This window comes from Dyella sp. (assembly GCF_036384435.1).
Lineage (GTDB): Bacteria > Pseudomonadota > Gammaproteobacteria > Xanthomonadales > Rhodanobacteraceae > GSA-30.
Genome location: NZ_DASVMI010000129.1, coordinates 1 through 13043, shown reverse-complemented (window position 1 = coordinate 13043; position 13043 = coordinate 1). Strand labels below are relative to the sequence as shown.

Here is a 13043-nt window from a genome sequence, read left to right as displayed (position 1 = left end):
CTCCGGCGGCGGTGGTGGTGGCGGTAATGGCGGCGGCTCCGGCGGCGGTGGTGGCGATAATGGTGGCGGTGGCGGTGGCGGTGGCGGCGGTGGCGGCGGCGGCGACAACGGCGGCGGCGACAACGGCGGTGGTGGCTCGGGCGGTGGTGGCACGCCTCCCCCTGATGGTCTGATCAGCAGCATCGTCACCGGCGCAGGTAACATCGTCACCGATACCGGCGGCCTGGTGTCCAACGTCGGCTCTCAGATTCCCAATCAAACCTTGTTGGGCGGCAGCAACGGCGTAACCCAGGGCCTGGGCGGCGTGGTGAGCAACCTGGGAGGTGCCGTCACCTCGTTGGGCAATGGAGTGACCGGCGGCCTCGGCCAGACCGGCAATATCGCCAATCCAGTGGGCGTGACCACGGGCAGCCTCAGCAATGTGGTCGGCGACGTTGGCAATGCCGTCAATGATCTCGGCCAGACGGTCACGGCGGTGGGGGCTTTTCAGGGCTCACCGATTTCGCCCATCACCTCTTTGGTCGGCACTACGGTGTCCACCCTTGGGCAAGGGGTCTATGAAGGTAGTGGCGGACTCAATCATCTGCTCGGCAGCAATCCAAGTCAGCAACTGACCCAGACGCTAAGTAATGTGGTGACGCCCGTGCTGACGCTCGGACAGACCAATGCAAACGGAGCTGCCGGTGGGCCCGGCAACTTGGTGGCGGCGGTGTCGCAGACAGGCGGCGGCGTGACCACCGGCGTCGGCGGCTTAGTCAGCAGTGTGGGTGGCGGCATCGCTTCGGCACCGCTCCCCGGCGGTGCCAATCCGACCGTGTCAGCGCTCGGCGGCAGTGTTCAGACACTGGGAGGCGCAGTGAGCACCGTGGGTGGCGGGTTAACCGCGGGTCTTGGTCAATCAGGCGCTATCGCCGATCCGGCCACCGTCACCCTGGCAGGTGTGAGCAATGGTGTCACCGGCGCTGGCCAGGCAGTCACTGGTATTGGCGGCACAGTCGCCAGTATTGGCAGTGGACAATTGGCTCCCCTCAGCCCAGTGACGTCGGTTGTCGGCAACGTCGTGGGCACCGTCGGCGGTGCGGTATCGAACGTGGGCACGGGCGTGGGTACCGCCGTCAGCAGCGGCCCTCTGCAACCGGTCACGCAAACGCTCAACACCGTTGTCAATGGATTGGCCAGCGCCACTTCCGGTGTGGGCGGACTGAGCAACGTCACCGGCGGCCTCACGGGCTCCGTGGGCGGCCTTTCAGGTTCGGCCGGCAGCGGCACCACGGGAAGTGGCAACGACGACAAGAACGGCGGCCTGCTCGGCGGCTTGCTTGGCGGACTTGGCGGCGGTCACAAAAAGTAAGGCATGAACACGAAAAGGCGGCCAGTTGGCCGCCTTTTCGCATGCCATGAGGTTCGTAGCCATCGAGCCCTTCGAACGGCTTGATGCCTTCCAGGCCATCACAAGGAGCGACACCGATGAGGAAATGGTGGATTGTGCCTCTCGCCGCCACCGTGGCCATGCATGCCTGGGGGCAGGCGCGCCCTCCGGTAGCCAATCCCTTGCAAACGCTTCCACGCGTGGAAACACCCGCGGCACAGCCTAGCGTCACGCTCAATGTGCAACGGCAAAACAACTCCGCGCTGCAGGCATTGTTGGCCAGTCCAATCACGCCGACCCGCGTCGATATCGTGGGTGTACGATCCATCGCCTTCGATGACGTCGCCGCGCTTTTCAAGCCGCTCACCGGCAAGACCGTAACGGTCGGCGACGTCGTCGCCGCGGCCGATGCGTGCAGCAAGCTTTATCAACAACGTGGTTATGCGCTCTCGTTCTGCTTCGTACCCGGCCAACGCTTTGACCAGGGCGCGGTCCAGGTCGTGGCCGTCGAAGGCTACGTCGCCGCGGTGGATATCAAAGGCTCACCTGGCAACATGGAACGCAAGATCAGGGCCATCGCACGGCACATCACCGCCGATCGCCCACTCAGGCGCAGCACGTTCGAACGTTACCTGCAGGTGCTTGGCATGCTGCCGGGCACAAAGATAGCGGCCAATGTGCCGGCCCCTACCACCACCGACGGTGCCACGCGATTGCAACTCGACGTGCAGCGAAAGCGCTACAACGTCACCAGCGGCATCGACTTCAATCATCCCGGCGTGCAGGGCCTGGTCAATGGCATGCTCAATGGCATGACACCGTTGGGTGAACAACTCAACGCTTCGTTCACCTATCCCCGAGGCCGCGGCGGGCAAGAATTCTACGCCGCCGGTTATTCGCAGATGCTTGGGTCCGACGGTTTCATGAGCAAACTTGATGGCTCCTACTTCTACGGCGATCCGGATATCGACAATAACGCCCTGCCCGCCTACATCCGTCATCGGCTACGGCAGGATCATCTCGGTCTCGCCTTCACCTACCCTATCCTGCTTGGACCCAGCCGCAGCCTGGTCGCTGGCGCCGGCCTGTACGGCTCGAACCAGGATGACATGTACCTCAACCAGCTCAACGATGTGTCGCTGCAGTTACGCACTCGCGTGCGCGTATTGCACCTGGATCTGGATTTCGTCCAGGCAAGTAACCGGCGCGTACGCAAGCTGAATGTCACCGTGGGCCAAGGTATCGACGCGCTTGGTGCGCGCACTGAAATACTCAGTAACGCACCGGTATCTGCTGGACAACTGACCGACACGCGCTTCACCCGTTATGACCTCTCTGCCTCGCAAAGCGACAGCTGGGGCAAACACTGGGGTACGGTGCTCAGTCTCAACGGTCAATACAGCCACAACCACCTACCCTCCGGCGAACAGATCAGTTTCGGCGGCCCGCGCTATGGCATGGCCTATGACCCAGGCACCCTATCCGGAGACAGTGGCTGGGGTACATCGGCCGAACTCAATCGTCCATTCGTGTCGTCGTTGAAATGGCTCAAGTCGCTTACGCCCTATGTGGTCGCACAGGTATCGCGGGTTTACCTGCATGGTACCGACCTGCCCATCGACACCTTGCGCAGCGTTGCACTGGGTCTGCGCCTCAGCGACGGCAAGCATTACAACGTGGATATTTCAGCCGCCCAGGCGATAGGCAACCATCTGGCCAACGAAAGCTACCCGCGCTACGGCTTGAGCTTCTCGTATCAGCTGGAGTGATACCTGCAAGCTAAGCACGTATCGTCGATCTGGCTTACGCCCATTCACCGCCGCGACGAGCCCAGGTGCTCGTAATGACATCCAAATGCGAGCGCTACCTTACATACATGTAAGCCCGATCTGGCATACGCCGACCTAATACCAGCCTAGCCTCAAACCCTTTAAAGGGGGGGAGGCGCCATGAAAGGGTTGTTGAAGTATGCCGCGCTGGCTTTGCTGCCAAGTACAGCGTTCGCCCAATTTTCGCCATGGCCGCCTGCAGTGACATGGGATGACAAGAGACTGAGCTTTACTGGCAATATCGCCTATGCGAGCAACCATGCCTTCCAGCAGAGCGAACAACGCTTTCGTCGCAAGGAGCTAGGCACCCGGCTTGTAGCCAAGGACCGCTGGGACCTTTTTCTGTACTACGAATTTGGTGCCAGGCGCTGGTTTGATGCCACGCTTACGATGCAAACGCGCTGGTTGTTCGACAAGGATGCCGGCCGCCTGCGTATCGGCCAGGCACGCGTGCCATTCGGCTTCGAGTCGCTGACCAATTCACGCAATCGCAGCTTCCTCGAATTCGGCCTTCCCATGCAGGCCTTTTTCCAGAACCGACGCGTGGGAGTCGATTGGGCCATGTACCGCCCCGGATACCTGGTGGAGGCAGGCTATTATCCGCGCAGCGATTTCGACACACGTCAGCACAGTCGCACCAAGGCTGCACGCGTGGCCTGGGTCGCTCGCCACGACGGCACGAATGTGCTGCATGTTGGCGCGTCCTGGTCTTCCGAACAGATGCTGCGCAACCTGACTGCACCGCTGCCCCCCGTCCGCTGGCAATCGCGCCCCGAGGCCAATCTTCTGCCGGTGCGACTTATCGATACTGGCCCGCTCGCAGATGCCCGGCACGTACGGCGCTATGGCGCCGAGGGGCTTTGGATCCGAGGCCCATGGTCACTGCAAGGCGAATATCTGGCCACGCATACATCTCGCCGACAATCGGCCGCGTTCTATGGCCATGGCTATTACGCCTTTGCCAGTTACGTCGTGACTGGCGAATCCCGCCCGTACAATCAAGGTCAGGTGGGTAACATCATCCCTGAGCACGCTTACGGTGCCCTGGAAGTCCTGCTTCGCTACAGCTACATAGATCTGAACCACGCCGCTGTGAACGGAGGCCGAGCACGCAACCTGACTTTGGGCCTGAACTGGTACTTGAACAAACACTGGAAGCTTCAGGCCAACCATATCTTCGTCCGTGCCAGCCGTCATGGCCAGGTCACCCATGGTCGCGTCACCGGCCTGCATGCGCAGTTGCATTTCTGATCATGACCCAGCAATGACCAGGGTTTCATAGGCCAAGGAAGCACTCAAGCACTCGCCCCTCGCGCGACGTGAGGCATAGCCTGTGCTACGACCTTGCGGTCGGTACACCGCAAGATGCCTCGACATGACCGTGCGTGGAACGCTGGATCAAGCTGTTCTGTTGCTATGGCTGAAACGACCCCTAGACCCATGCGCGCTTCCGTTAAGCCCGACAACGGACCTGAACTCATGGCCGGCTCGCCCATCACTGCCCCTTGCTCGCCTACGGACACTGAGCACTCCAGGCGCTATGCCACGCTGCCCAGGCAGCAAATGAAATCCGTGAAGGTCCCGTCAACGAAGCATCCGTGGCAAACGCTATTCCATTGCCTGAAACAAAGGGTCAAAATCACCGAACTTTGTGCCAGGGGTAAAGCCATGCCTTCGTTGCATCCGAAAACGATCGAAGCTATTCGCACTTATGAGAATGACCTGCTGGCCAACTGGCGCGCCGGTCTTGAATCCACTGGGGCGGCACGCGGCGTCGGCGAGGAATTGCTCCATAGAGAGACCAATCAGATGCTGATGCTGCTGGTGGAGGCATCGCAGAACGGCGACACGTCCAACATCGGCAGCGCCACCTGGGAAAAGATCCGCCAATTCCTGGAACAGGTCTCGCGCAGTCGCGCACTCCAGGGCTTCGATTCGCAGCATACAGCCACTTTCGTATTCTCGCTCAAGCAGGCTTTGTTCGCACTGATACAGCGCGAATTTGCCAGCGATCCACTACTGCTGACCGAACAGGTCTGGATGATCTCCGAGCTGGTCGATGCACTGGGCATGCACACCGTCCGTACGTTCCAGAAATCCCGCGAAGACGTGATCAAACGGCAGCAGGAGGAACTACTGGAATTGTCCACGCCCGTAGTCAAGTTATGGGACGGTATTCTGGCACTGCCGATGATCGGCACGCTCGATTCCCAGCGTACCCAGGTGGTGATGGAGTCGCTGCTGCAGAAGATCGTCGATACCGGCTCGGAGGTGGCGATCATCGACATTACCGGTGTACCGACCGTCGATACGCTGGTTGCCCAGCATCTACTCAAGACAGTCACCGCGATCCGCTTGATGGGTGCCGATTGCATCATCAGCGGCGTGCGTCCGCAGATCGCCCAGACCATCGTGCACCTGGGGCTGGATCTGCAAGGCGTGATCACCAAGTCCAACCTCGCCGATGCCTTGGCCTTGGCGCTCAAGCGTGCGGGCCTTCGCGTGGTGCCGGCGGCGGACTGATTGCATGGACCGCATTCCCATTCTTCGCATGGGCGAGTTTTTACTCGTCACCATCCAGGTAGACATGCACGACAAGCTAGCCCTGACCTTGCAGGACGATCTAGCCGAACGTATTCGCAAGACCGCCGCCCGCGGCGTACTTATCGACATCTCCTCGCTGGATATCGTCGATTCCTTCATTGGCCGGATGATCAGCACGATCTCCGGGCTGTCGCGTATCATGGACGCTGAAACCGTCGTGGTCGGCATGCAGCCGGCCGTGGCGATCACGCTGGTGGAACTGGGCCTGACCCTGCCGGGCGTGCGCACCGCCCTGGATGTCGAGCGCGGGATGAGCCTGTTGCGCGAAAGCCTGGATACCCGATGATCACTGAACGCAGCGGTTCGCAACCCGTGCGCAGCGAGCCTGACATCGTGATGGCGCGCCAAGCCGTACGACGCCTATCGCAGGAATGCGGACTTAGGCTGGTCGACCAGACCAAGATCGTCACCGCGGCAAGCGAATTGGCGCGCAATGCCCTGGTATACGGCGGCGGTGGCGTGATGGACTGGGAAGTCCTGACCGAAGGCGCGCGCACTGGCCTGCGCCTGGTCTTTCGCGATGAGGGCCCGGGAATTCCTGACCTCAAGCTGGCAATGACCGATGGTTGGACGTCGGGCTCCGGCCTGGGCCTGGGACTTACCGGCGCCAAGCGCCTGGTCGACGAATTCGAACTCGATAGCGCACCTGGCAAGGGAACCCGCGTCGCCATTACGCGGTGGACATGATCATCCCAGGCACCCTGACCCAAGTCCTGGTGATCGATGACGTCACACAGGTGGGTAACGCGCGCCGCGTATCCCAGCAGTTGGCCGCACTCGCCGGCTTCGATGATGTCGATGCCGGCCGCGTGGCCCTGGTGGCGACCGAACTGGCCAGTAACATCCATAAGCACGCGCAGCGAGGTGAATTGCATCTGCGCATCGTGCCGACGCCGGGCATGCAAGGCGTGGAAATCATCGCGATTGATCGTGGCGACGGCTTCAATATCGATGTCTGCCTGGCTGACGGTTACTCCACGGGCGGCACGCAAGGCATCGGCCTGGGCGCGATCTCGCGCATGGCTCAGGTTTTCGATGTCTTCAGTGACACCCGAGGCTCAGTCGTGCTGGCGCGCATCTATGCAGGACGGGCGCGCCGCCAGGTGGACAGGCGCTTCGGCGTCAGTCACCACTCGATGACCGAGGGCACAAACAGCGGCGATACTTGGTCGATCGCATGGCGTGAGACCGGGATCAGTGCACTGGTCATCGACGGTCTCGGACATGGTGACGAAGCGGCAAACGCGGCTATCGCGGGCGCCGAGCGCTTCGCCGACACGCACATGCTGTCACCGGTCGAGGCACTGCAGTCAATCCACCAGGCCATGATGGGAACACGCGGTGGCGCTGCGGCCATGGCACGCTTCGACACCTGCGAAAACCAGTTGCACTTCGTGGGCATTGGCAATATCGGCGCGAGCCTGGAGACTGGAGAAAGCTCACGAGGGCTAGCCTCGCATCCGGGCATTGTGGGGCTGCAGTTTCGCACTCTGCACCCCCTCATCTTTTCACAAGCCGGGGGGCAACTGCTGATCATGCACAGCGATGGGTTGCAATCGCGCTGGCGACTAAGCGACTACCCTGGGCTCTGGCACAGACATCCGGCGGTGATCGCTGCGCTGCTGCACCGGGACTTTTGCCGTGGACGCGACGATGCCACCGTGCTGGTGGTCGCACTGGAGGCCAGTACATGACCGATACAAGTGAGCTGCAACGCCTCAAAGCGGAAAACGAAGCCCTGCGTGCCGAATTGGACGAGACCAACCACGGGGTACTGGCCTTGTACGCGGAACTGGACAACCAGGCTGAGGAACTGCGGCAGGCCTCGGATCTGAAAAGCCGGTTCCTGTCCTATATGAGCCACGAATTTCGCGCTCCTCTAGGTTCCATCCTGAGCATGACGCGCCTGCTTTCCGATGGGCTGGACGGCCCGCTCAGCGACGAGCAGCAAAAGCAGGTGCATTTGGTCAGCAGCGCAGCGCGGGAGCTGAGCGACATGGTCGACGATCTTCTGGACTTGACCAAGATCGAGGCCGGTCGCATCACGATCTCACCGGCATGGTTCGACATGATCGATCTGTTCTCCGCCCTGCGCGGCATGTTCCGCCCGATCGCGGACATGACCTCGGCCGACCTGGTCTTTGAGGACCTCAAGGACATCCCCCGGCTTTATACCGATGACAAAAAGCTCACCCAAATCCTGCGAAATTACATCTCCAATGCGTTGAAATTCACGCCAAAAGGGGAAGTACGCGTCTACGCCGCCATGGAAAACGCCAACGAAGTGCGCTTCGCCGTCCGTGACACCGGCATCGGTATCCCACTGGATCAACAAGGCGAGCTGTTCAAGGACTTCAACCAGATCCAGTCGCCGTTGCAGAAGCGCTATCGCGGCACCGGGCTGGGCCTGTCGCTGTGCCGGCGCTTTGCCGAACTGCTGGGTGGCCGTGTCGGCATGAGCAGCTTTCCGGGTGAAGGCTCGGAATTTCATGTGGTACTGCCGATCAAGTTATCTGAAGAGGCCGCCCATGCCGGCTAACACGCGCCTGTTGATCATCGACGATAACGTTGGTACGCGTTACGCGATCAAGCGCACGCTCGAACACCATGGCTATCAGGTCGATGAAGCAGGCTCCGGAGAGGAAGGTCTGGCAAGCATCGCCAAGCGTACGCCCGATGCACTGATCCTGGACGTCAACCTGCCGGACATGAGCGGCTTCGACATCGTGCGCCAGCTGCGTACCGAGACGCGCACCGCGCTGACGCCGGTCATTCATGTCTCGGCCGCGGCCATGGCCACGGGCGACATGGTCACCGGCCTGGAGGCCGGCGCAGATGCCTACCTGATCCATCCCGTGGATCCCGATGTGTTGCTGGCAACCCTGCGCAGCCTGCTGCGTGTGCGCGACACCGAGGCGGCGCTGCGCGAAAGCGAAGAGCGATTTCACGATATCTTCGCCAATATCGCCGCACCGATCGCGGTGATCGATTCCTCGCTGGCCGTACTGGAAAGCAACCACGCCTTCCTGCGCCTGCTTGAGCAGGATGCCCCCCAACTTGCTACGCGGCTTGTCGCCGACCAAGACGAATCCATCGATGAACTCAAGCGTTGCGTCAAGGAGCGTCGACGCTGGAGCGGTACGCTGCGGTTATTCATCGGCTCGACCGTGCTGGAAACCGAGTGGCGCGTGACCCCTTATCGCGCACCCGACGTGGGTATCCTGTTCGTCGATGACGTGACCGAGCAACGCGAACGCGAACGCGACCAGCTTGAGCAACTCGACTCGGCCAACTCCCAGCTGGCTCAGGAATCGGAGGGCCGTGCGCGCGCCGAAGCGCAATTGCTGCAAGCACAGAAAATGGACGCCCTGGGCAAGCTGACCGGCGGCATCGCGCACGACTTCAATAACCTGTTGACAGGCATCATCACCGGCGTGGAGATGATGACCCGCCGTATCGACGAAGGCAGGCTCGATGGCATCCCTCGCCTAGCCACCACCGTGCTGAGCTCGGCCCAGCGCGCGGCCGCTCTCACCCACCGCCTGCTCGCATTCGCGCGTCAACAACCGCTCGATGCACGCTCGGCCGATATCAACAAGCACGTCAGCTCGCTGGAAGACCTATTGCGCCGGACGATTGGCGAAAGCATCCGCCTGATCATGGATCTTTCGCCAAACGCTCCCATTGCGCGCGTCGATGTGAACCAGCTCGAGAACGCCGTGCTCAACCTGGTGATCAATGCCAGGGATGCCCTGCCCCAGGGTGGCGAGATCAAGGTAAACACGGCAATCCGTTCCATTCATCGCGACAGCGCACTGGCGGACGGCGATTACGTGGCAGTCAGCGTAAGCGACAACGGCACCGGTATCGCGCCGGATGTGATCGACAAGGTATTCGATCCGTTCTTTACCACCAAGCCACCGGGCCAGGGCACCGGCCTGGGACTGTCGATGATCTACGGCTTTGCCCGCCAATCGGGTGGGCACGTGCGCATCCGCAGCCGCATGGGCATAGGCACCGAAGTCACCATCCTGCTTCCGACCGGCGAATTGCCCCGCTCCCAGCCGGCCAAGTCCCTGGATAAAGCCGCCGGGGGCGGACACGAGCACATCTTGCTGGTCGAGGACATGGCGACGGTGCGCGTGCTGGCGGCCGAATTGCTGATCAATGCGGGCTACCGCTGTACACAGGTGGCGGATGTGGAAACCGCCCAGCACCTGCTCAAGGGCGACCCGAGCATCGACCTGCTGCTTACCGACGTGGGCCTGCCCGGCATGAGTGGGCGCGAACTGGCTGAAGTGGCTCGCGAAGACCGCCCGCACCTGCCGGTACTGCTGATGACCGGCTACGCTGGCAACGCCCTGGACAAGGAAAGCTTTCTCGGCAAGTCGATGGACCTGATCACCAAGCCGTTCGAGATCGACACGTTCCTGCGCAAGGTACGCAACATGCTCGATTCACGCGGCCCGATTTCACCCTAGAACCCGAAACATCACAGGCAAGCAACATGGACACAGTGTTATTGGTTGAAGACGACCCGGCGGTAGCGGATATCACATCGATGGTGCTCGAAGATGCCGGCTACGAAGTACTGTGCGCCAGCGACGCGAAAGACGCCCAGGCGCTGGCGTCTTCGCGCCAGGACATCGATGTCGTCCTGACCGACGTCAACCTGCGCGCCGGTGCCGATGGTCTGGCCCTCGTGCAAGGCCTGCGCGACGGTGGCCTGGAAGCAGCTGTCGTAGTCATGTCCGGCGATCTGTCCTGGGCCAGCAAGGTCGATCGGAGCATACGCTTCCTGGCCAAACCCTACGGCACCCATGAGCTACTGACCCTGATCGCGCAGGCATGCGAGAAGAAGCACTGACCTGCCCCGGTGCAGCGAGTCCGCACGCGAAAGAAATTTCAATCTAAGCTCTCGCCGCGATCTGCCTCGCATCGCGATCGATCTCATCTGGCAGTTGCGATGCAATCCGTGATTTAGTCGCAGCTTGGAGCTTTGAAAACTCCAAGCTGCGACATAAGTCGCGGCTTGCATCGCGATTGAAATCGCTCCTACATGCGCCGGGTTGTGGTGCGGTCGTAACCCTCACCGGGAGTTCATTCTTCAAGCAGCCAACCCGCGCCACCTCGCTTGGCAGGAGCGACTTTAGTGGCGATGCAATCTGCGATTCAGTCGCAGATTGGAGCTCTGAAAAGAACCGAGCGGCACAAGAGGCCTTAAAACACCACCTGGGTACGAATGCCGAACGAGTTACCCCAATCCGGTCCTTGGTAGCTGCCAACTTTGTTGTCGGTATGCCAACGGACGTAGTTGAACATCAACCTCGACCAGTCATTGAGGTACCAGTTGACGCCGAAGGTATAGCTCTGGCCCAGGCCACCACGCGGGGCATCGGTATAGTCGTAATGGTCCACGCGCGCGGCCAGTTCCCATGCACCCCAGCCACCAGACGTCACCGGATCATTGACCTTCACGGCGCCCCAACTACCCGAACGACTGGAGAAGCCTGGCTTTTCACCCGTGACCATCCAGCCGGCGGCAAACGAAGATCCGTGACGGGTGACCGCATCCGTGGTGTGCGAATCAATGGTGCGACGACCGTATTCGCTCATGGCCCAGAAACCGCGATAGACGCCGCCCAATTCGAAACCCGAACCATGGTCCTGCGACGGATTGGCGATGGAACTGGCCGACACCGCCAGATTGGCGTTGTAGTCGAGCGCAATGGCTGGCGTGTTGTTGATGCTGGTGATGCCGCTGCTGATGCTTTCATACCAGTACCACGCACCCAGGTGCAGGAAGCCATCGCTTCCCTTGATGGGATTCCAGTGTGCACGCGTCAGATAAGCAATCGAATCGGAACTGCTGCCGGTGGTCGAACTGGATGGTGAATTGCCCGTCACCGACAAGCTGTAATGCCAGTTATCGCCGAACACCTTCATCTGCGCGCCCAGACCGAAGAAGCTGTTGACCGGCTCGCCCACCGTGACCGCCGCATTGCGCAGCATGAAGGGTGTTCGCGCCTGCTCGCTGGAACCCTCGGTGCCCAGGTCCTTGAGGAAGTTACCGACGTAGAACTTCTCACGCAGCCCCCAGAACTCAGCCGCGTAGCTGAGATACGACTGCCGCAATGCCACTTTGTTGCCCGCGAAGTCGGCCTCGATGTGATAACCCAACGAACCGATCGTGCCCTCGGCCCCCAGGCGCGCCTGGGTGACCTGCGAACCATTGATGTTGCGCGCCTGATACGACGAGCCGCGTGTACCGGTGAAGTCCACGAGCAATCGGCCATCGGGCTTGAAGGTGAAAAAGCCATCCTGGCTGCTGAACAGCGGACCGGCTTCGCCGCCCTTGCCCCAACTGGCATTGCCGCCGCCAGAACCCCCGCCACCGCCTCCGGCCTGGGCCTGTACAAGGGCCAGCTCACTGGCGCGGGATTCGGCAATCGCAGCTTGCACCTGCGCCTGCGTAGCCATGGGCGATGTCGTATCCGCCTTGGCAGCCGTGGCGCTGGCAGTGCCCTGCTCATGCGCTTCGATGGCCGCCAGACGTTGCTTCAAGTCATTAATTTCTTCCGCCTGCTGCTGCACCAGCTTCATGAGCTGTTTTGTGGTGACGTTGCCGTCCGCTGCATGCGCTGGCGCCAAAGCGCCGAGCAGAACGGAGGCCGAACCTGCCATGAGCAGGCGACGCGTAAATGTCTGCATGGTTTTTCCCCTAATCCCCGGATCGAATAGTTGGGACGATTCAGTCATCGCCATCGGGCAATTCCGCCCGCTTGGCATGTGTCGGCTTGCTGGGCGCCACGACCGCTGGTTCGCCGTTGGAAGGCAGCCAGCCATGGGAGCGAATCCAGTCGGCGAACAGGCGCGGCCATGCCGCGACCAGGCTTCCTGGCGTACCCAATCCCCAACCATGTCCACCGCTCTCGAATATGTGCAATTCCGACGCCACGCTCTGCTTGTGCAGCGCATCGAACATCACCAGGCTGTTGCCAATATTGGCGATCGGATCGTCCTGCGCCTGCGCAAGGAAGGTCGGCGACGTTTCATGAGTGACATGCAGTTCCACCGAATAGGCCTGTACCGCATCAGGCTGCACCGAGAGCTCGCGGAACGAGCGCGTGGTGTCGTACGGTGAACGCAGGGAGATCACCGGGTAGATCAAACCGGCAAAATCCGGCCGCGAGGACTGCTGGTCGGCGGCGTCCACCGGCGCGTAAAAAGCATCGCCAAAG

Annotated in this window: 12 protein-coding genes; 10 read left to right on the top strand and 2 right to left on the bottom strand. The window is 61.2% G+C overall.

The window, feature by feature from the left end; genetic code table 11:
- From VF436_RS12750 to VF436_RS12705, 10 genes are all read left to right on the top strand, one after another.
- The coding region (locus VF436_RS12750; RefSeq protein ID WP_330904406.1) for a collagen-like triple helix repeat-containing protein at positions 1 to 1351 on the top strand (1351 nt) is incomplete at its 5' end.
- 116 nt (positions 1352 to 1467) lie between these two features.
- A complete protein-coding gene (locus tag VF436_RS12745) occupies positions 1468 to 3138 on the top strand; it encodes a ShlB/FhaC/HecB family hemolysin secretion/activation protein (RefSeq protein WP_330904405.1) in 1671 nt (556 codons plus the stop codon).
- 180 nt (positions 3139 to 3318) lie between these two features.
- Entirely contained in the window at positions 3319 to 4449 is a 1131-nt protein-coding gene (locus VF436_RS12740) for an OprO/OprP family phosphate-selective porin (RefSeq protein ID WP_330904404.1), read from the top strand.
- A gap of 417 nt (positions 4450 to 4866) precedes the next feature.
- On the top strand, positions 4867 to 5721 hold the full coding sequence (locus VF436_RS12735; RefSeq protein WP_330904403.1) for an STAS domain-containing protein: 855 nt from the start codon (positions 4867 to 4869) through the stop codon (positions 5719 to 5721).
- 4 nt (positions 5722 to 5725) lie between these two features.
- The gene (locus VF436_RS12730; RefSeq protein ID WP_330904402.1) at positions 5726 to 6088 is read left to right on the top strand and encodes an STAS domain-containing protein; all 363 of its coding nucleotides are present in this window, start codon (positions 5726 to 5728) and stop codon (positions 6086 to 6088) included.
- Complete coding sequence (locus VF436_RS12725) at positions 6085 to 6489, top strand: anti-sigma regulatory factor (protein ID WP_330904401.1); 405 nt, start codon at positions 6085 to 6087, stop codon at positions 6487 to 6489. The genes VF436_RS12730 and VF436_RS12725 overlap by 4 nt, the downstream gene beginning before the upstream one ends.
- On the top strand, positions 6486 to 7496 hold the full coding sequence (locus VF436_RS12720; RefSeq protein ID WP_330904400.1) for an ATP-binding protein: 1011 nt from the start codon (positions 6486 to 6488) through the stop codon (positions 7494 to 7496). The genes VF436_RS12725 and VF436_RS12720 overlap by 4 nt, the downstream gene beginning before the upstream one ends.
- A complete protein-coding gene (locus VF436_RS12715) occupies positions 7493 to 8341 on the top strand; it encodes a HAMP domain-containing sensor histidine kinase (RefSeq protein ID WP_330904399.1) in 849 nt (282 codons plus the stop codon). The genes VF436_RS12720 and VF436_RS12715 overlap by 4 nt, the downstream gene beginning before the upstream one ends.
- A complete protein-coding gene (locus VF436_RS12710; RefSeq protein WP_330904398.1) occupies positions 8331 to 10283 on the top strand; it encodes a response regulator in 1953 nt (650 codons plus the stop codon). Before VF436_RS12715 ends, VF436_RS12710 begins: the two co-directional genes overlap by 11 nt.
- A gap of 26 nt (positions 10284 to 10309) precedes the next feature.
- Positions 10310 to 10669, top strand: coding sequence for a response regulator (locus VF436_RS12705; RefSeq protein ID WP_330904397.1), 360 nt, complete (start codon positions 10310 to 10312; stop codon positions 10667 to 10669).
- 353 nt (positions 10670 to 11022) lie between these two features.
- Here the strand turns inward: VF436_RS12705 and VF436_RS12700 are convergent, their stop codons facing one another.
- Positions 11023 to 12513, bottom strand: coding sequence for an OprO/OprP family phosphate-selective porin (locus VF436_RS12700; protein WP_330904396.1), 1491 nt, complete (start codon positions 12511 to 12513; stop codon positions 11023 to 11025).
- 40 nt (positions 12514 to 12553) lie between these two features.
- Positions 12554 to 13043, bottom strand: a 490-nt coding sequence (locus VF436_RS12695; RefSeq protein ID WP_330904395.1) for an alpha/beta hydrolase, incomplete at its 5' end; no start/stop codon positions are given.

Coding starts and splice junctions, on each gene's coding strand:
- VF436_RS12745 (WP_330904405.1), top strand. CDS start 1,468: ATGAGGAAATGGTGGATTGTGCCTCTCGCCGCCACCGTGGCCATGCAT.
- VF436_RS12740 (WP_330904404.1), top strand. CDS start 3,319: ATGAAAGGGTTGTTGAAGTATGCCGCGCTGGCTTTGCTGCCAAGTACA.
- VF436_RS12735 (WP_330904403.1), top strand. CDS start 4,867: ATGCCTTCGTTGCATCCGAAAACGATCGAAGCTATTCGCACTTATGAG.
- VF436_RS12730 (WP_330904402.1), top strand. CDS start 5,726: ATGGACCGCATTCCCATTCTTCGCATGGGCGAGTTTTTACTCGTCACC.
- VF436_RS12725 (WP_330904401.1), top strand. CDS start 6,085: ATGATCACTGAACGCAGCGGTTCGCAACCCGTGCGCAGCGAGCCTGAC.
- VF436_RS12720 (WP_330904400.1), top strand. CDS start 6,486: ATGATCATCCCAGGCACCCTGACCCAAGTCCTGGTGATCGATGACGTC.
- VF436_RS12715 (WP_330904399.1), top strand. CDS start 7,493: ATGACCGATACAAGTGAGCTGCAACGCCTCAAAGCGGAAAACGAAGCC.
- VF436_RS12710 (WP_330904398.1), top strand. CDS start 8,331: ATGCCGGCTAACACGCGCCTGTTGATCATCGACGATAACGTTGGTACG.
- VF436_RS12705 (WP_330904397.1), top strand. CDS start 10,310: ATGGACACAGTGTTATTGGTTGAAGACGACCCGGCGGTAGCGGATATC.
- VF436_RS12700 (WP_330904396.1), bottom strand. CDS start 12,513: ATGCAGACATTTACGCGTCGCCTGCTCATGGCAGGTTCGGCCTCCGTT.